Here is a 17,903-nt window from a genome sequence, read left to right as displayed (position 1 = left end):
GTTCGCTGGGCGGGGGCGGTGTCTGTTCTGGGGCGCCCGACGTCGGATCCGACGTCGGGCGTCAGCCGTCCGTCCGTGGGCCGGATGGTTGGATAGGGGACCCACGGATCTCTTGGAGCGAGGAGCAGGGAGATGGACACCGAACGCACCGCGCTGCCCGGCATCGGGTTTCGCCACGAGTTCACCACCACGCGGCACCGGCGGATCGGGGTGATCTCGCACCGCAGCGGACGGCGGGACCTGATCGTGTACGACAAGGAGGACCCCGACAGCGCGCTCGTCAGCGTGGAGCTGACCACCGACGAGGCCAACGGGCTCGCCGAACTGCTGGGCACCACCCGGGTCACCGAGCGGCTCGCGGAACTCCGCCGGCAGGTCGACGGCCTGGTCACGGCCCAGTTGGCGATCACGCCCGGCTCGCCGTACGAGGGGCGGACCCTGGGCGACACCCGGGCGCGCAGCAGGACGGGCGCCTCCGTCGTGGCCGTCGTGCGCGGTCACCAGGTGATCGCCAGCCCCACCCCGGACTTCGTCTTCGCCGACGACGACATCGTGGTCGTGGTCGGCACCGAGGAGGGCACCACGAGCGTGGCCGAGATCCTCACCAGCGGCTAGTCACCCCCGAGCGAAGGGACCCCTCGCGTGCACGGAAGCATCTTGCTGGTCGAACTCGGCGCCGTCATCCTCGGCCTGGGACTCCTCGGCGCCCTGTCGGTGCGCTTCTCCATCTCCCCGATCCCCCTCTACCTGCTCGCGGGCCTCGCGTTCGGCCAGGGCGGGGTGCTGCCGCTGGCCACGAGCAAGGTGTTCATCTCGGCCGGGGCCGAGATCGGTGTCATCCTGCTGCTGTTCACCCTCGGGCTGGAGTACACGGCGAGCGAGCTCGTCGGCTCGCTGCGCAGTTCGGCCCCGTCCGGCCTGATCGACCTGGTGCTCAACGCGGCCCCGGGCGTCGCGGTCGCCCTCATCCTCGACTGGGGGCTGGTCGGGGCCGTGGCGATGGGCGGCGTCACGTACGTCACCTCCTCCGGGATCGCCGCGAAGGTGATGGGCGACCTGGGCTGGCTCGGCAACCGGGAGACGCCGGTCGTGCTGTCCCTGCTGGTGTTCGAGGACCTGGCCATGGCCCTGTACCTGCCGATCCTCACCGCCCTGCTCGCGGGCGTCGGCCTGCTCGGCGGCGCGGCCACCCTGGGCATCGCGGCCGTGACCATCACGGTCATCCTCATCATCGCGCTGCGCTACGGCCGGCACGTCGAACGCCTGGTCGCCTCGCCCAGCGACGAGGTGCTGCTCCTGAAGGTCCTCGGCCTGGTCCTGCTGGTCGCCGGGATCGCCCAGCACCTGCAGGTGTCCGCCGCCGTGGGCGCGTTCCTGGTCGGCATCGCGCTGTCCGGTCCGCTCGCGCACACCGCCCGGCAGATCCTCACCCCGCTGCGGGACCTGTTCGCCGCCGTGTTCTTCGTCTTCTTCGGACTCCAGACCGACCCCGCGGACCTGCCACCGGTCGCCGGGATCGCCGCCGCGCTGGCGCTGGCGGGGGTCGGGACGAAGATGCTCACCGGCTGGATCGCCGGCCGGCGGGCCGGGATCGCGTCCACCGGTCGGCTACGGGCCGGGGCGGCGCTGGTGCCCCGCGGCGAGTTCAACATCGTCATCGCCGGGTTGGCCGTGGCCGCCGGGGTGAACCCCCGACTGGGGCCGCTGGCCGCCGCGTACGTGCTGATCCTCGCGGTCTGCGGGCCGCTGCTCGCGCGGGGGATCGAACCGCTCGCCCGGTACGTGCGGCGCAGGCGCGGCAGCCCGGCCGTCTGAGCGCCGGTGCCGGGTGACCGCCGCGCGCGGTGGCACCCGGGACCGGCGGGGCTCCGGGGTGCGCGCCCAGAGGACGGCGGCCAGGGCCGACACGAGTCCGGCGGCGCCGAACGCGACCGGGTAGCCGAACCGCTCGGCGAGGAGCCCGGACAGTACGGAGCCGGCGATCGTCCCGATGTCGCCGGTCATCTGGAACGCGGCGAGCACCGGCCCGCCGCGCGCGGTGCCGACGACGTCGCCGACGACCGCCCCCAGCGGGGGAGTGACCATCCCGGAACCCAGCCCCGCGACGGCCGACAGGCCCACGACGAGCCACGGGGCGGCGGCGAACCCGGCACCGGCGGTCGCGGCGGCGCACAGCCCCAGGCCGAGCACGAGGGGCGGTCGTCGGCCGCGCAGGTCCGCGAACGTCCCCGCCGCGAGCACCACGGACGCGTTGCCGGCCGCGAACGCGCTGAACGCGGCGGCGGCGAGCCCGGGGCCGCCGTGCACGACCTCCGTGACGAACAGCGGCAGCAGCGACATCCGCACCCCGAACGCCGCCCAGCCGTTGGCGAGGTTGCCGGCCAGCGCGGCCCGGTACGCCGGCCGGGTCCACGCCTCGCGGGCCCCCATCGCCCCGTCCCCGGCCCGGGTGGGCGCGCCGAGCAGCGGGGAGCGGCGCAGCGCCCAGCCGACCCCGCAGGCCACGGCGGTGACGGCGACCGCGTAGTACACGAAGGGGGCCGTGGGGTTGATCGTGAGGAGCAGGCCGCCGACGAGCGGGCCGCAGATGTTGCCGAGCAGGAAACTCGTCGCCCACGTGCCCGACGCGCGGCCGCGCAGCGGTTCCGGGGTGATCCGGATCAGGAGCGCCGCCGCCGCGACGGTGAACATGGTGGACCCGACGCCGCCGAGGGCGCGCAGGACCAGGAGCTGCCAGTACTCGTCCGCCAGCACGTAGCCACCGGTGGAGCCCGCGACGAGCAGCAGGCCGCCGGTGTACAGCGGCCGCTCGCCGAACCGGGCGACGAGCCGCCCGCTGGCCGGGGCGAACGCGAGCCGCAGCACGGCGAACGCGCTGACCGCGACGGTGACGGCGGTGACCCCGACGCCGAAGCTCCGGGCGAAGCCGGGCAGCGCGGGGGCGACGACGCCGAAGCCGACGGCGATGACGAAGCTCGCCGCGACCAGGACCCAGACCTCGCGGGGGAGTCCGCGCGGGGTCACCGGGCGACCGCCTCCCGCAGCAGCTCCCGGGCCTCCCCGGACCGCAGGAACCCCCCGAGGAACGCGCCGAACTCCTCCCGGCCGTCGTCGGGCACGTGCTCGGTCACCCACGCGCCCAACCCGGCCCCGACCCCCAGCACGTCCCGGTCGGCGGTCTCCCGCAGGTACCGCACGGTCTCCGGCACCGGCCGGAACCCGCGCCCCGCGAACTGCGCGGCCCGCAGCGAGGTCCGGAAGTCCACGGCGAGTTTGCGCGGGTCCGACACGATCCGCAGGCTTCTGTTCCGCACGTCGGCGACGCTACCCGGCACGGGTTCGACGATCCGGCCCAGGGCGCAGTCGTAGTACAGGGCGTTGACGGTGAAGTCGCGCATCAGGGCGTCGGCGCGCAGGCCGCGCCCGGGGCGGAAGACCGTGTCCTCGAGCGGCCGGCCGGTCAGCGCGTCCGGGGACCGCAGGAAACTGATGTCCAGGCAGCCCTGGTCGCCCCAGCGGAGCAGCCCGAACGCGTCGACCCGCCGCCACACCGCGTCCACGGCGAACGCGGCCCGGAGCACGCCCTCGGTGTGCGCCACGGGCTGGTCCACGTAGAGGTCCACGTCGCGGGCCGGGTCCCCGGTCAGCCAGTCGCGCGGCGGACCGCCGGCCACGAAGACCCGCGCCCCGCCGGCCCGCAGCGCGGAGACCACGTCACCCACCAGGACGACCCCGTGACGGGTACGACACACCGCCCGCCCGAAACACTCCCGCACCCGCTCGGGGTCCACCGCGTGCGCGGGGTGACCGTCCACTCAGCCCGCCCCGGCGGTGTCGGGCGCGTACAGCCAGCGCCGGGCGTCCTCGTCCAGCGGTTTGTCGACCGCGTCGAGCGCCTCGCGCCAGCCGTCCGGCGTGTGCCCCCGCCGGCCCAGGTCCCGGGCCATCCGCACGATCCGGGCGGTGCGCGGCGCGCGCAGGTCCTCGTACCGGCGCAGGGCCGCCGCCGGGTCGGGCGCGCCGGCCAGCACGTCGGCCAGGGTGACCGCGTCCTCCAGGGCCTGGCAGCAGCCCTGGCCGAGGTTCGGCGTCATCGGGTGCGCGGCGTCGCCGAGCAGGGTGACCCGGCCGCGCCCCCACCGGTCGAGCGGTTCGCGGTCGGTGATCCGGGTCCGGAACACCGCTGCGGGGTCGGTGGCCGCGAGCAGGGCCGGCACGGGGTCCGCCCAGTCCCGGTGCCGGGCGCGCAGCCCGGGCAGCGGATCCGGCTCGGCGTCCGCGTCGTACGGCTGGACCTGGGTCGCGTACCAGTACGTCTCCGTGGCGCTGATCGGCACGAACCCGAACCGGCACGACGGTCCCCAGTAGACGCCGATCTCGTCCGCGCCCAGGCCCGGCGGGGTGGGGCAGACCGCCCGCCAGATCGTGTACCCGGCGTAGTCGGGCGCGGCGGCCCCGTGCAGCCGGGCCCGGACGGTCGAGTGCAGCCCGTCGGCCCCGACCAGCACGTCCCCGCGCAGCTCCGTGCCGTCGTCGAGCCGGACGGTCACCCCGTCGGCGGTCGCGTCGACGTCGGCGACGGCCGCCCCGAGCCGCACCACCCCGGCCGGTACCGCCGCGAGGAGCGCCGCCTGGAGCCGCCCCCGGTGGACGCCCACGCACGGCGCCCCGTACTCGGCCGCCAGCCGGTCCAGCGGGTCCGCGGACAGCACGTCCCCGCGCCAGGTGCGGATGCCGGCCCGGGCGATCAGGGACCCGCGCGCGGCGACCGCGTCGGCGACGCCCAGCCGGTCGAGCGCCCGCATCCCGTTGATCTGGATCGTGATCCCCGCGCCGAGCTCGCGGATCCCGTCGGCGCGTTCCACGACGGTGACGTCGAGCCCGCGCCGGGTCAGGGCCACGGCGGCGGCGAGCCCGCCGATGCCGCCGCCGGCGACGATGACCCGCCGGGCGGCCGTGTTCGGGACGTTCATGTGCTGACTCCGCATTCCGTGTGCAGGATCCCGGCCAGGGCGGCCATGTCGCGCGCCGTGGCGAAACACCCCGCTCCGGACAGGGCTTCGGCCTGGCGGCCGGGTTCCTCGTGGGTACCGGTGAAACCGACGACGCGCATCCCGGCCTCCCGGGCCGCCACGGCCCCGGTGACGCTGTCCTCGACGGCCACACAGGACCGGGGGTGCTCGCCGAGCCGGGCGGCCGCGGCGAGGAACAGGTCGGGGGCGGGCTTGCCCCGGGTGGCGTCCTCGCGGGCCACGATCCGGTCGGCGGCGAACAGGGCGCCCAGGCCGACGCTGTGCAGGGCGGCCGTGACCCGGCGGCCGGGCGCGTTGGAGACCACGCAGACCGGGACCCGGACCCGCTTGAGCAGGGCGAACACCCCGGGCACGGCCGACAGTTCCCATTCCAGGGCGGCCAGGGCCCGGTCGGTGACGGCGCGCGCGAACCCGGCCGGGAGCGCCACCTGGAACTGTTCGCGCACCTCGGCGCCGATCTCGGTGAAGGCCCGGCCCCGGAACCGGGCGGCGGTCTCCCGGGCGGTCAGCGTCACGCCGTGGGCCCGCAGCTCGCGCCGGAGCACGGCCTCCATGAACGGCTCGCTGTCGACGAGCACGCCGTCGCAGTCGACGAGGACCGCCGTGGTCAGTACTGGATTTCCGGTCACCCGTTCGCCGTTCTCCCGTATCCGTGCGGCCCCCTCGGCGCACCGTCGATAGTGGAAGCTCGCACGGAAAGGCCGCCCGGACAATGCCGAGAGATCTAGAACACCTGTCGCTGAGACGTTATTGAGACTGTTCCTTCAGGGCGTTCCGTGAGAATCCGCCGATCCCGTCTCCGGGCTTTGTGAAAGCCGTTCATGACGGGTCCGCGGGGGTGTGCGGCAGGTGCCCGCTCCGGTCGTCGTCTGAGATCGAGAGGTGGTGACAAAACGCCGTAGCGGCGCCGTGATCTGCGGTTTCTCCTCGTCGGAGGACGACGCCGTGTGCCGTGCGGGTGAGTGGGACGCGTTCGCTCTCCGCGTTGTCCGAACGGAAACAGCCGACCACGGGAAAGTCGGGTCGGGCGGCGCGAATAGCGGTGGCGTCGGGTGACCCGTTCCGCAGGGAACGGCTTCGGTGCCGGGCGACGGAACGCTCGCCCGGACCCCGCTGCGTGCCGGCCCGGACGGCGGCCGGACAGTGCGATTCCGGCGCCGAGCGGACCGGCCCGGATTGCCTCGGCGCGTGGTCCCGCCCCGGTCCCACTCCGCCGTCAGCCCCGACCCTCCTGACGGGTACCGGCGAACCGCTGCGGCCCCACGGCACCCAGCAACGCCAGGGCCTGCTGGTCGGACGTGTTCGGCGCGGCGGTGTACACGACCAGCCGCAGCGCCGAGCCCGCCGCCTCCAGGACGTCGCAGTCCAGCGTCAGCCGGCCGACCTCGGGATGCTCGACGGTCTTGCGCTGCGTGACGCTCGTGGAGACGTCGGCCCCGGCCCACAGTTCCGCGAACCGGGGACTCAGCGCGCACAGCTCCCCGGAGAGCGCGTGCAGCCGCCGGTCGGCGGGGAACCGGCCGAGACCCGCGCGCAGGTCGGCGACCGCGTACGCCTCGAAGTCCCGGGCCTCCTCCGGGGTGCGGAGCACGCGGGACGGGTGCCCGCCGAAGTGCCGGAGCAGCACGTTCCCCTCGCCGGACGCCTCCTCGCCGAGCAGCGTGTGCGCCAGCGGGTTGGCCAGCACCACGTTCCAGGCCCGGTCGACGACCATCACCGCCGCGTCGTGCAGCCGGTCGATGATCCGGTGCAGCCCCGGCGTGACGTGGGTGGCGGCGGCCCCGGTGGCGGGCGGCGCGTGCCCGGCCAGCCGGAACGCGTGGTCGCGCTCCTGGGCGGTCAGCCGCAGCGCGCGGGTCAACGGCCCCAGGACGGAGGCGGAGGGTCGACCCGCCCGGCCCTGTTCGAGCCGGGCCAGGTACTCCACCGACAGCCCGGCGAGGGTGGCCAGTTCCTGGCGGCGGAGCCCGGGGGCCCGGCGGCGCGGGCCGGTCGGCAGGCCCACCTCGGCGGGCGCGAGCCGGTCCCGCCAGGCGCGCAGGCAGCTGCCCAGATCGGCGTGGTCCATGCCGCCCATTCTGCCGGGCCCACTCCGGCGGAGGGTCGCCCTGCCGGTACCAGGCTCCGCTCGGCCCTCGTGCCGTCCGCCCGGCCGCCCGACGATGGGGCGGAACCGGCCACGGACCGAAGGAGCATCCGCGATGCAACCCCTGCTGCGACCCCTGGACCTGGGCGACCTCGCCCTGCCCAACCGGGTGGTGATGGCGCCGGTCACCCGGGCCCGGGCCGCCAACGACGCGCTGGCCCCCACCGCCCTGCACGCGGCCTACTACGCCCAGCGGGCGAGCGCCGGCCTGATCGTCACCGAGGGCACGTGGGTCAGCCCGCGGGCGGTCGGTTTCGTCGACGTCCCCGGCGTGTACAGCGAGGAGCAGGTCGGGGCCTGGCGGGCCGTCACCGATCTGGTGCACGCGGTCGGCGGCCGGATCGTGCTCCAGCTCTGGCACACCGGTTCCGCCTCGCACCCCGACCACCTCGGGGGCGAGGCGCCGGCCGGCCCGTCGGCGGTCAACCCGCGCGAGGTGTCCTTCACGGCGCGCGGCCCCCGCGACACGGTCACCCCGCGCCCGATGACCCTGGCCGACATCGACGCCACGATCGCCGACTACGCCACGGCCGCCGCGCACGCCCGGCGGGCCGGTTTCGACGGGGTCGAGATCCAGGCCGTGGGCTCGTTCCTGGTCCCGCAGTTCCTCAATCCGCTCCTCAACCACCGCTCCGACGGGTACGGCGGGGACCCGGCCGGCCGCCGTCGCCTGCTCCTGGAGCTGGTCGGCGCCGTCGCCGGGCCCTGGGACGGCCGCCGGGTGGGCGTGCGGCTGTCGCCCTACTGGACCTCCGGCGACCTGTTCACGGCCGACGAACAGACCCTCGCCGAGTACGAGCACCTCGTGACCGCGCTCAACGACCACCCGGTGGCGTACCTGCACCTGCGCGGCCGGACCCCCACCGCCGCCGGCCCCGACCTCGACGCGATCGCCCGGTACCGCGCCCGGTTCGCCGGCCCCCTGATCGCCAACTTCGGCTTCGACCGCGCGTCCGGCAACGCCGCCATCGAACGGGGCACCGCCGACGCGGTCTCGTTCGGCGCGCACTTCATCGCGAACCCCGACCTGGTGACCCGCTTCGCCCTGGACCGGGAGCTGGCCACCGGCGACCCCGCCACGTACTACACGGGCGGCGCGGCCGGCTACGTCGACTACCCGACGAGCGACTGGCGGGCCGTGCCGGCCACCCCGTGAAGCGCGCCCCCTGGTAGCTCCGCTCTGACATTCTTAGCGACAAGATACCTAGACTGTGGGGATGACCGAAGACGCGGTGGACCGGATCGTGGCCCAGTGGCGGGTCGAGCGGCCGGACCTGGCCCCCGCGCCGATGGCCGTCTTCGGCCGGATCCACCGGATCGCCCGGCTGATGGGCGACCGGATGGAGACCGTCTACCAGGGGTACGGGATCGGCCGCGGCGAGTTCGACGTCCTCGGCACGCTGCGCCGGACGGGGGAGCCGTACACCCTGGCGCCCAAGGCCCTGACCGAGACCCTGATGCTCACCTCCGGCGGCATGACCGGCCGGCTGGACCGCCTGGAACGGGCCGGCCTGATCGCCCGCAGCCCAGACCCGGACGACCGGCGCGCGCTGCGGATCACCCTCACCGCCGAGGGGCTGCGGGTGGTCGAGGAGGCCGTGGGCGTGGGCCTGGCCGTGCAGCGCGACGTGCTGTCCGTGCTCCCGCCCGAGGACCAGGACCGCCTGGCGGACCTGCTCCGCGCCCTCCAGGAACCCCTGGGCTGACCGGCCGGACCCACCACCGGGGACCCGCCGGTGCCGCGCCGCTACTCCAGCGGCGGCACCCCCACCTCCTGCGCCAGCACCGCCGCCTGCACCCGGCTGCGCAGCCCCAGCTTCGCCAGCACCCGGCTCACGTGCACCTTCGTCGTCGCCTCGGTGATCGACAGCCGTGCGCCCAGGTCGGCGTTGGACAACCCCCCGGCCAGCCCGGCCAGCACCTCGCGCTCCCGGGCCGTCAGCGCGTCGAGCACCGTGGACGGCGGGGGAGCGGCACGCCGGCCGAACGCCGCGATCAGGGTCCGGGTCACCTGCGGGTCGATCAGCCCCTCGCCGCGGGCCACGAGCCGGACCGCGCCGATCAGCCCGGCCGCGTCGGTGTCCTTGAGCAGGAACCCGGCCGCGCCGGCCCGCAGCGCGCCGAACACGTACTCGTCGAGGTCGAAGGTCGTCAGCACCAGCACGTCGGCGATCCCGGCGAGCTGGCGGGTCGCGGCGATCCCGTCGAGCACGGGCATCCGGACGTCCATCACGACCACGTCCGGGGCGAGCCGGGTGGCCAGCGCCACGGCCTGCTCCCCGTCGCCGGCCTCGCCCACCACCTCGATGTCGGGCGCGGCGGACAGCACCAGGGCCAGGCCCGCGCGCACCGCCGGCTGGTCGTCGGCGAGCACGACCCGGATCACCCCGGATCCGGCACCCGGCCCACCGGAAGCCGCACCCGACCCGTCGGAATCCGCACCCGTCGCGCCGGACGCCCCGCCGGTCATGTCGGAAACTCCACCCGCACCCGCCACGCGTCCCCCTCCGGTCCCGCCGCGAACGCCGCCCCGAGCAGCGACGCCCGTTCGCGCATGCCGACGAGGCCCGCGCCCCCGGACGGTACCCCGGCCGACGCGCCGAGCGGATTGGACACCTCGACCCGCACCGCGCCCGGCAGGTACGTGACGGCGACCGCCGCGGGGGCCGGCCCGGCGTGCTTGAGCGCGTTGGTCAGGGACTCCTGCACGATCCGGTACGCCGCGAACTCCACGGCCACCGGCAGTCGGCGGGCGGTCCCCTCGGCGCGCAGGGTCCCGCCCGCCCGGTCGACGAGCGCGGGCAGGCCGTCGAGCCCCGGCACGACCAGGTCGCCGGGTTCCTCGCGCAGCACCGCCACGAGCTGGCGCATCTCGGCGAGCCCGGCGACGGCGTTCTCCCGGACCACGCCCAGGACCCGGCGGGTCGCCTCGGTGTTGTCGGCGGGCAGGGCCAGGCCGCCGGTGGCGTGCAGGGCGATGACGGACAGGTGGTTGGCGACGACGTCGTGCAGCTCGCGGGCCATCCGGGACCGTTCGGCGTGCACGGCGTGCCGGTGGTCGAGTTCGGCCAACCGGGCCACCTGCGCGGTGCGTTCCCGTTCGGCGGCGGCCTCGGCGCGGTGCTGGCGGACGATCTGCCCCGTCTCCACCGGCACGACCAGGACCAGGGCCGAGGTCACCCCGACCATCGCGGCCCGCACCTCCCCGGTGACGGCCACCCCCACGACGGCCGCGGTGGCGGCCACGACGACCCCCGCCCAGAGCAGGATCCGGGGCAGCCGGCGCGGGCCGTGCACGGTCGCGTCGTAGAGCACCTGGGTGAAGGCGAGCACCGTGGCCAGCGACGGGCCGAGCGCCTGGTCGGCGGACACCGCGACGGTACCCAGCAGCACGGCCGGCACCGGGGCGACCCGGCCCAGGGCGACCGCCACGACCATCGCGGCCAGCGGCACCAGGAGCAGCCAGGCGGGATCGGTGCGGCCGTCGTAGGCGCCGGACGCCCACAGCGCCGTGCCGACGACCGCCACGGCCGCCGCGGTCCACAGATCACGCCTCTTCACGACCCACACACTAGGGGTACGCCGAAGGATGTACCCCGGGTTCAGCACGGCGGCGGAGGCCCGGGGCGCCCCGCGTACCGAGAATAGGATCATGGTTCTCGCATTTCTCGCCATCGGTGAGGTCCTGTTCGTGGTGTCCCTGCTCAGCGGGCTCGTGGTCCGCTACGTGTTCCGGATGCCCCGCACCGGGGCCGCCCTGCTCCTCGCCGCCCCGGTGATCGACCTCGGACTGCTGGCCGCCACGGCGGTCGACCTGCACGGCGGCGGACGGGCCGGCTGGCAGCACGGCCTGGCGGCGGTGTACCTGGGCTTCTCCGTCGCCTTCGGGCACTCGATGGTCCGCTGGGCCGACCAGCGCTTCGCGTACCGGTTCGCCGGCGGTCCGCCCCCGGTGAAGCCCCCGAGGTACGGCACCGGCCGGGCCCTGTACGAGTGGCGCGAGTTCGCCAAGCTGGCCCTCGCCTGTGGGATCGCGGCCGGACTCCTGGCCCTGGCCATCGCCTACGTCGGGGACGCCTCCCGGACGGCGGCGCTCAGCGGGTGGCTGGGGAGGATGGGCGTGGTGGCCGCGATCGGGTTCGTGTGGGCGGCGAGCTACACCGTCTTCCCGAAGCGGGAGCGCCGCTGACGGCAGGGAACGCCCGGTGCCGCCGGGGCGCCCACCCGCCCCGGGTGCGTCCCCTTCCCCGCCCGCCCACCCCGGTGCACCATGGTCCGATGACGTTGCAGAACCGGGTCGCCCCCACCGGCGAGATCCTCGCCGTCGACTCCCGGGGCCTGCTGACCGGCAACCGGGGCTGCCTGCACGGCCCCGACCGCCGGCTCGGCGTGACCCGCTGGCGGTCGAAGCTCTGGATCTGCTGCGTCCTGGAGTGGCGGGGCTGGCGGCGCGACCCGATGCCGCCCGGCCGGTGGACGGCCCTGTTCTTCCTCGACGAGGCCACTGCCCTCGCGGCCGGCCACCGCCCGTGCGCCTACTGCCGGCGCGCCGACTACACCTCCTACGCCGAACTCTGGCGGCGCGCCGAGGGCCTGGCCGCCCGGCCGAAGGCGTTCGAGATGGACGCGCGGCTGCACGCGGAACGGGTCGAGCCGTACACCCGCCGGCAGCGGACCCGGGGCGCGGCGTTCGGGGCGCTGCCGGACGGGGTGCTCGTCCGCCGGCACGACCGGGTCGGGCTGGTCGCGGCCGGCCGGTTCGCCCCGTGGACCTTCGACGGGTACCTGCCGGCGGAGCCCGTGCCGTCCGCCGAGCCGGTGGAGGTGCTCACCCCGCCGGTGACCACGGCCGTCCTCGCCGCCGGCTACCGCCCGCTCCTGCACCCGACCGCCCCGGCCTGACCGGCCCCGGCTACGGCCCGGCCGGGTTCGGTCCGCTGTGGCCCGGTGAGCGGCCGCGCCGGGCGCCTGACCGCGGCCCGGGTTTCCGGGCGTCGCGAGCGGGTAAGTCGCATACGCTCGGGGTGTCGAGCGCGGCGGGAGGTCTTCGATGACACGGTGCGACTCCGGGCCGACCCGGCCGGGCCCGTCGTGACGGCCCCGCTCGCCGTCGGCCTGCCCGCCCACATCCGGGTCTGCCTGTTCGACCTCGACGGCGTGCTGACCATGACGGCGACGGTGCACGCGGCGGCCTGGAAGGACCTCTTCGACGGGTACCTGGCCGAGCGCGCCCGCACCACCGGCGAACCGTACGTGCCCTTCGACCCCGTCGCCGACTACGACCGCTACGTGGACGGCCGGATCCGCGCCGACGGCACCCGCGCGTTCCTCGCCTCCCGGGGCATCACCCTCGACGAGGAACAGGTCCGCGCCCTCGGCGACCGGAAGAACGACCTGGTCCTGCGCCGGCTGCGCACAGACGGCGTGACCGCGTACGAGGGCTCGGTGCGCTACGTGCACGCGGTCCGCGCCGCCGGCCTGCGCACCGCCGTGGTGTCCGCGAGCACCAACTGCCGCGACGTCCTGGCGGCGGCGGGCATCACCGACCTGTTCGACGCGCGGATCGACGGCGTGGTCGCCACGGAACGCGGCCTGGCCGGCAAGCCCGCGCCGGACACGTACCTGGAGGGCGCGCGGGAGCTGGGCGTGGCCCCGGACGCGGCGGCCGTGTTCGAGGACGCCCTCGCCGGGGTCCGGGCGGGCCGGGCCGGCGCGTTCGGCTGGGTCGTCGGGGTGGACCGGGTCGGGCAGGCCGCCGACCTGCGCGCCGCCGGGGCCGACACCGTCGTGACCGACCTCGCCGGGCTGCTGCCGTCATGATCGAGCAACCCGGCTACCAGGTCGAACCGTGGCGGCTGCGCGAGACGGGCCTGGACCTGAACGTCCTCGCCCAGTCCGAGTCCGTGTTCGCCCTGGCCAACGGGCACATCGGCTGGCGGGCGAACCTGGAGGAGGGCGAGCCGCACGCGCTGCCCGGCAGCTACCTCAACGGCGTGCACGAGTCCCGGCCGCTGCCGTACGCGGAGGCCGGCTACGGCTACCCCGAGGCGGGCGACACCGTCCTCAACGTCACCAACGGCAAGCTGATCCGGCTGCTCGTCGACGACGAACCCTTCGACATCCGGTACGGCGAACTGCGCGACCACGAACGCTGCCTCGACTTCCGGGCCGGCACCCTGACCAGGACCGCCGAGTGGACGTCGCCCGCCGGCCGCACCGTCCGGGTCCGCGCGACCCGGGTGGTCTCGTTCACCCAGCGCGCCGTGGCGGCCGTCCGCTACGAGGTCGAGGCGCTCGGCGGGCCGGCCCGGATCGTCGTGCAGTCCGAACTGGTCGCCAACGAGGAGATGCCCGCCGCCGTGGCCGACCCCCGGGCCGCCGCCGTGCTGCGCGACCCGCTGCGGCCGGAGGAGCACACCCACGACGGCGCGCGGGCGGTCCTGGCACACCGGACCCGCAACACGGAACTGCTCGTCGTCGCGGGCATGGACCACGTGGTCGAGGAGCCGGCCGACCTGGCGACCAGCACCGACAGCCGCCCCGATCTGGGCCGGTGGACCGCGACCGCCCTGCTCCAGCCGGGGGAGCGCCTGACGTTCACCAAGTTCGTCGCGTACGGCTGGTCCCGGGTCCGGTCGCTGCCCGGGGTCCGGGGCCAGGTGGAGGCGGCGCTGGTGGCGGCCACCCGGATCGGCTGGGACCGGATGCTGGCCGAGCAGCGCGGGTACCTCGACGACTTCTGGGAGCGGGCCGACGTCGAGGTGCACGGGGACGACGAGATCCAGCAGGCCGTGCGGTTCGCGCTGTTCCACCTCCTACAGGCCGGCGCGCGCGGGGAGGGCCGGGCCATCGCGGCCAAGGGCCTGACCGGTCCCGGCTACGACGGGCACGCCTTCTGGGACACCGAGATGTTCGTGCTGCCCGTCCTCGACTACGCGGTGCCGCACGCCGCCCGGCACGCCCTGCAGTGGCGGCACGACACCCTGCACCTGGCCGAGGAACGCGCCGCCCAGCTCGGCCTGCGCGGCGCGGTGTTCCCGTGGCGCACCATCGCCGGCCGGGAGTGCTCCGCGTACTGGCCCGCCGGCACCGCCGCCTTCCACCTGGGCGCCGACATCGCCGCCGCCGTGATCCGGTACTGCGACGTGACCGGCGACCGGGAGTTCGCGCACGGCGCCGGGTTCGACCTGCTGGTGGCCACCGCCCGGATGTGGCGCTCGCTGGGCTGCCACGACGCGCGCGGCCGGTTCCGGATCGACGGGGTGACCGGCCCGGACGAGTACAGCGCGGTGGCCGACAACAACGTGTACACCAACCTGATGGCCCGGCAGAACCTGCTCGCCGCCGCCGACGGTGTCGTCGACCACCCGTCGCGCGCCGCCGAACTGGGCGTGGACGCGGCGGAGGCCGACGCCTGGCGCGCGGCGGCCGAGACGATGACCGTGCCGTACGACGAGGCGCTGGGCGTGCACCCGCAGTCCGACGGCTTCACCGGGCACCAGGCGTTCGACTTCGCCGCGTTCAGCACGGAGCGCTACCCGTTGCTGCTGCACGTGCCGTACTTCGACCTGTACCGCAAACAGGTCGTCAAACAGGCCGATCTGGTACTGGCCATGCAGCTGTTCCCCGCGGAGTTCACCGCCGCCCAGAAGGCCCGCAACTTCGCCTACTACGAGGCCCTGACCGTGCGCGACTCCTCCCTGTCGGCGTGCACCCAGGCCGTGCTGGCCGCCGAGACCGGCCACCTGGACCTCGCCTACGACTACCTGGGCGAGGCCGCGCTGATGGACCTCGACGACCTGGAGCACAACACCCGCGACGGCCTGCACATGGCGTCCCTGGCCGGCAGTTGGATCGCGCTGGTCGCCGGGTTCGGCGGGCTCCGCCAGGTCGGCCCCGTCCCGAGCTTCGCGCCCCGGCTGCCCGCCGCCCTGACCCGCCTGGCGTTCACGATCTCGCTGGGGAAGCGCCGGCTGCACGTCGACATCGGACCCGACGCGGCGACGTACACCCTGCGCGCCGGGGAGTCCGTGGAACTGCGCCACCACGGCGAGACCGTGGACCTGCGCGCGGGGGAGCCGCGAACCCTGCCCGTACCGGGGATCCCGACGCCGGAGCCGGTGCGTCAGCCCGCTGGCCGCACCCCGGCCGCCCGGCACGCCCGGAGTGACGTGTAGGAGGTTTGTCCTATTGGCGACATGGCTGGGTGGACATTCTCGTATAGGTGCTATCGGCATTTAAGTGCTTCGTTGCACATTTATTGTCGAGTACACGAAGAATGGCTTTTTTCCATAAAGGATCCCGATACGTCATGGCTGTGTAAAGCTGTTTCGGTAACACCCACCTGTTATTCCAACGTGATCGTGGAAGGTGTAACTGTCATGAAGCGGTGGATCAGCAAGGGTATCGGCGTCGCGATGTTGTCAGCGGCCATTGTGGGCGCTGGCGCGGTCCCGGCCCACGCGGCGGACCACAGCCCGGAGGCGGGCGTGTGGCAGATCTCGATCGGCAACCACGGCGTCGGCAACGGCAACCAGTTCTACTTCGTCGTGCAGGCGCCGATCAACGTGTGCGGGATCGGCGTGGGCATCCTCGGCCTGGGCCTCGGCGCGGGCGCGTGCAGCAACGGAGCCTGGAACAACGTCGACTTCTAGGACGGCCGGCGGGCGGGTCTCACAAGAGGCTCACCTTCCGGGGTTCCGCCACACGGGCATCCCGCGCGTGGACGGATCCGGATAACCTGGAACTCGCTCCGGCGGAATGTCGGAAACGAGAGCCCCGGTGCGCTCAGGCGCACCGGGGCTCCCTCTTCACATGGGGGTCCACTATGGACATTGACGACGCGGTACGGGAACTCCTCTCACCGGCCGGCTGCGACAACCCTTTTCCCCTGTACGCCGCCCTGCACGCGCACGGCCCCGTCGTCGCGGTCGGCCCCGACGCGCACCCGTGGGCCCGCGCGCTCGTGCACGGCCACGCGGCCGTCAACGAGGTGCTCCGCGACCCCCGGTTCCGCAACTCCGACGCGGCCCGGCTCGACCGGCTCCAGGCCGGCTGGCGCGACCACGACCTGCTCACGACCCTGACCGGCTCGATGATGTTCGCCAACGGTCCGGAGCACACCCGGTTCCGCAAGCTCTTCCAGTCGGTGTTCACCCCCCGGCGGGTCGCCGAACTCGGACCGGCGATCGCCGACCTGGTCGACACCGTCTGCGACCGGATGGCCAAGAACGCCGCCGACGGTGCCCCATTGGACTTCATGACCGAGTTCGCCTACCGGGTACCGGCCGGCGTCGTCGGCCGGCTGTTCGGCATCCCGGAACGGCACTGGGACTGGATCCCGCCCCGCGCCAACCTGATCAACGACGCGCTCAGCCCGCGCGGCCACGACCCGCTGGTCTTCTCCGCCGCCAACACCGCGGCCCGCGAACTCGTCGGCTACTACCTGGACCTCATCGAACAGCTCCGGAACGCACCCGACGGCGGGATCATCAGCGGCATCCTCGAACAGGGCGCCGCCGGTGGCCACGACGTCACCGACCTCGAACTCGCCCACAACCTGGTGGTCACCTACAACGCGGCGTTCGCCACCACCACGCCGATGATCGCGCACGGGCTGGTCCAGCTCCTGGCCCGCCCCGCGCACGCCGCCCGGCTCCGCGAGGATCCGGCCACCGCGCCGGCGTACGTGGAGGAGATCCTGCGGTTCGTCAGCCCCGTGCAGTTCGTCAGCAGGTGCGTGGCCGAGGACACGGAGTTCCACGGGGTGACGGTGCCCGCCGGGTACACGGCGCTGGTGCTGCTGGGCGCCGCGAACCGGGACCCGGCGCGGTTCGCCGACCCGGACGTGTTCGACCCCGACCGGCCCGACAACCACCCGATCAGCTTCGGGGTCGGCCCGCACTACTGCCTGGGCGCGGCGCTGGCGCGCAGCGAGGGGGTGCTCGCGCTGCCCCGGCTCCTGCGGCGGTTCCCGGACCTCGCGATCGGACCGGACCCGGTGCTCGACAACTCCCTCCTGATCCCCAGCTACCGCTCGCTACCGGTCACGCTGGGCTGACCCGGGGCGGGCCGTGGGGACGGGCCGCCCCGCGACGGCGACCTGTGCGCCGGGCGCGGTCCGGATGTCGCCGGGCCGTAGGCGGCGCGGTCGCCTACTCGACCGGGCCGCCCGTCCCGCCGGGTACCAGCTGCCGCGCGTAGCCGATCCCGGGACGGCCGTCCACGACCAGCTCACCCGTGGGGACGAACCCGTTGCGGGCCAGGACGGACCGGGAGCCCGCGTTGTCGAGCGTGGTGACGGCCCGCAGCTCCGTCAGCCCGTACCCGGCGGCGGCCAGGGCGCACACCTCGCGGACGGCCGTCGTGGCCAGCCCCCGCCCGGCGGCCCGTTCGGCGATCCGGTAGCCGAGCTCGGCCGCGCCGTCGGCGATGTCGACCAGGTTGACCCGGCCCAGGACGGCGCCCGACCCGTCCACCAGCACGTGGAAGGCGATCAGCCCGGTGGCCTGCTCGGCGAGGAGCGCGGCGTGCCGGTCGTCGAACCGGGCGAAGTACCCGTCGCCCCGGTCGGGGACCGACGCGGCGAAGTACGCCCGGTTCTCGCGCTCGAAGGCGAGCAGTGCGGGGGCGTGGTCGGGGCGGAGCCGCTCGAGTTGGATCATGGGCGCACCGTACCCATCGAATGATCTTCGGATCTGCGATTTTCCGCCCGCCCGGGATTC

At 74.7% G+C, this 17,903-nt stretch carries 17 protein-coding genes and 1 pseudogene; 10 read left to right on the top strand and 8 right to left on the bottom strand.

Features of this window, described 5'->3' with window-relative positions; genetic code table 11:
- Positions 1 to 132 precede the first annotated feature (132 nt).
- Together PT931_RS19025 and PT931_RS19020 are read left to right on the top strand one after the other, a co-directional pair.
- Positions 133 to 615, top strand: coding sequence for a cation:proton antiporter regulatory subunit (locus PT931_RS19025; RefSeq protein WP_363722890.1), 483 nt, complete (start codon positions 133 to 135; stop codon positions 613 to 615).
- Positions 616 to 642: 27 nt separating this feature from the next.
- Complete coding sequence (locus tag PT931_RS19020) at positions 643 to 1,815, top strand: cation:proton antiporter (protein WP_456247070.1); 1,173 nt, start codon at positions 643 to 645, stop codon at positions 1,813 to 1,815.
- A 21-nt stretch (positions 1,816 to 1,836) separates the two neighbouring features.
- Here PT931_RS19020 and PT931_RS19015 read toward each other — a convergent pair.
- From PT931_RS19015 to PT931_RS18995, 5 genes and pseudogenes are all read right to left on the bottom strand, one after another.
- Positions 1,837 to 3,024: pseudogene (locus PT931_RS19015) on the bottom strand (MFS transporter); the annotation flags it as partial.
- Positions 3,021 to 3,815, bottom strand: a complete 795-nt coding sequence (locus PT931_RS19010; protein WP_456247069.1) for a hypothetical protein — start codon at positions 3,813 to 3,815, stop codon at positions 3,021 to 3,023. The gene PT931_RS19010 and the pseudogene PT931_RS19015, both read right to left, overlap by 4 nt.
- Positions 3,816 to 4,973, bottom strand: a complete 1,158-nt coding sequence (locus PT931_RS19005) for an FAD-dependent monooxygenase (RefSeq protein WP_456247068.1) — start codon at positions 4,971 to 4,973, stop codon at positions 3,816 to 3,818.
- A complete protein-coding gene (locus PT931_RS19000; protein WP_456247067.1) occupies positions 4,970 to 5,662 on the bottom strand; it encodes an HAD family hydrolase in 693 nt (230 codons plus the stop codon). The genes PT931_RS19005 and PT931_RS19000 overlap by 4 nt, the downstream gene beginning before the upstream one ends.
- A 587-nt stretch (positions 5,663 to 6,249) precedes the next feature.
- The gene (locus PT931_RS18995; protein WP_456247066.1) at positions 6,250 to 7,101 is read right to left on the bottom strand and encodes a helix-turn-helix domain-containing protein; all 852 of its coding nucleotides are present in this window, start codon (positions 7,099 to 7,101) and stop codon (positions 6,250 to 6,252) included.
- A gap of 133 nt (positions 7,102 to 7,234) precedes the next feature.
- On the opposite strand from PT931_RS18995, the gene PT931_RS18990 reads away from it, so the two are divergent.
- Together PT931_RS18990 and PT931_RS18985 are read left to right on the top strand one after the other, a co-directional pair.
- Positions 7,235 to 8,335, top strand: a complete 1,101-nt coding sequence (locus PT931_RS18990) for an alkene reductase (protein ID WP_456247065.1) — start codon at positions 7,235 to 7,237, stop codon at positions 8,333 to 8,335.
- 61 nt (positions 8,336 to 8,396) lie between these two features.
- Complete coding sequence (locus PT931_RS18985; protein ID WP_456247064.1) at positions 8,397 to 8,885, top strand: MarR family winged helix-turn-helix transcriptional regulator; 489 nt, start codon at positions 8,397 to 8,399, stop codon at positions 8,883 to 8,885.
- Between the two features lie 41 nt (positions 8,886 to 8,926).
- On the opposite strand, the gene PT931_RS18980 is transcribed toward PT931_RS18985, so the two are convergent.
- Entirely contained in the window at positions 8,927 to 9,565 is a 639-nt protein-coding gene (locus PT931_RS18980; protein ID WP_456247119.1) for a response regulator, read from the bottom strand.
- An 80-nt stretch (positions 9,566 to 9,645) separates the two neighbouring features.
- Positions 9,646 to 10,740: a sensor histidine kinase gene (locus tag PT931_RS18975; RefSeq protein WP_456247063.1), complete on the bottom strand. Its 1,095-nt coding sequence runs from the start codon at positions 10,738 to 10,740 to the stop codon at positions 9,646 to 9,648.
- Positions 10,741 to 10,831: 91 nt separating this feature from the next.
- Between PT931_RS18975 and PT931_RS18970 the strand changes: the two genes are divergently transcribed.
- From PT931_RS18970 to PT931_RS18945, 6 genes are all read left to right on the top strand, one after another.
- On the top strand, positions 10,832 to 11,368 hold the full coding sequence (locus PT931_RS18970; RefSeq protein ID WP_456247062.1) for a hypothetical protein: 537 nt from the start codon (positions 10,832 to 10,834) through the stop codon (positions 11,366 to 11,368).
- Positions 11,369 to 11,457: 89 nt separating this feature from the next.
- Entirely contained in the window at positions 11,458 to 12,081 is a 624-nt protein-coding gene (locus PT931_RS18965; protein WP_456247061.1) for a hypothetical protein, read from the top strand.
- 156 nt (positions 12,082 to 12,237) lie between these two features.
- Complete coding sequence (locus PT931_RS18960) at positions 12,238 to 12,999, top strand: HAD family hydrolase (protein ID WP_456247060.1); 762 nt, start codon at positions 12,238 to 12,240, stop codon at positions 12,997 to 12,999.
- A complete protein-coding gene (locus PT931_RS18955) occupies positions 12,996 to 15,356 on the top strand; it encodes a glycoside hydrolase family 65 protein (protein WP_456247059.1) in 2,361 nt (786 codons plus the stop codon). The genes PT931_RS18960 and PT931_RS18955 overlap by 4 nt, the downstream gene beginning before the upstream one ends.
- A 204-nt stretch (positions 15,357 to 15,560) precedes the next feature.
- The gene (locus tag PT931_RS18950; RefSeq protein WP_456247058.1) at positions 15,561 to 15,833 is read left to right on the top strand and encodes a hypothetical protein; all 273 of its coding nucleotides are present in this window, start codon (positions 15,561 to 15,563) and stop codon (positions 15,831 to 15,833) included.
- A 173-nt stretch (positions 15,834 to 16,006) separates the two neighbouring features.
- Entirely contained in the window at positions 16,007 to 17,239 is a 1,233-nt protein-coding gene (locus PT931_RS18945) for a cytochrome P450 (RefSeq protein WP_456247057.1), read from the top strand.
- A 94-nt stretch (positions 17,240 to 17,333) separates the two neighbouring features.
- Here PT931_RS18945 and PT931_RS18940 read toward each other — a convergent pair whose 3' ends face one another.
- Complete coding sequence (locus PT931_RS18940; RefSeq protein WP_456247056.1) at positions 17,334 to 17,843, bottom strand: GNAT family N-acetyltransferase; 510 nt, start codon at positions 17,841 to 17,843, stop codon at positions 17,334 to 17,336.
- Between the last annotated feature and the right edge of the window lie 60 nt (positions 17,844 to 17,903).

It is taken from the genome of Longispora urticae (assembly GCF_053902585.1).
This window is presented reverse-complemented; position numbering and strand designations above follow the sequence as displayed.

Coding starts and splice junctions, on each gene's coding strand:
- PT931_RS19005 (WP_456247068.1), bottom strand. CDS start 4,973: ATGAACGTCCCGAACACGGCCGCCCGGCGGGTCATCGTCGCCGGCGGC.
- PT931_RS18990 (WP_456247065.1), top strand. CDS start 7,235: ATGCAACCCCTGCTGCGACCCCTGGACCTGGGCGACCTCGCCCTGCCC.
- PT931_RS19025 (WP_363722890.1), top strand. CDS start 133: ATGGACACCGAACGCACCGCGCTGCCCGGCATCGGGTTTCGCCACGAG.
- PT931_RS18970 (WP_456247062.1), top strand. CDS start 10,832: ATGGTTCTCGCATTTCTCGCCATCGGTGAGGTCCTGTTCGTGGTGTCC.
- PT931_RS18940 (WP_456247056.1), bottom strand. CDS start 17,843: ATGATCCAACTCGAGCGGCTCCGCCCCGACCACGCCCCCGCACTGCTC.
- PT931_RS18955 (WP_456247059.1), top strand. CDS start 12,996: ATGATCGAGCAACCCGGCTACCAGGTCGAACCGTGGCGGCTGCGCGAG.
- PT931_RS18950 (WP_456247058.1), top strand. CDS start 15,561: ATGAAGCGGTGGATCAGCAAGGGTATCGGCGTCGCGATGTTGTCAGCG.
- PT931_RS18945 (WP_456247057.1), top strand. CDS start 16,007: ATGGACATTGACGACGCGGTACGGGAACTCCTCTCACCGGCCGGCTGC.
- PT931_RS18965 (WP_456247061.1), top strand. CDS start 11,458: ATGACGTTGCAGAACCGGGTCGCCCCCACCGGCGAGATCCTCGCCGTC.
- PT931_RS18985 (WP_456247064.1), top strand. CDS start 8,397: ATGACCGAAGACGCGGTGGACCGGATCGTGGCCCAGTGGCGGGTCGAG.
- PT931_RS18995 (WP_456247066.1), bottom strand. CDS start 7,101: ATGGACCACGCCGATCTGGGCAGCTGCCTGCGCGCCTGGCGGGACCGG.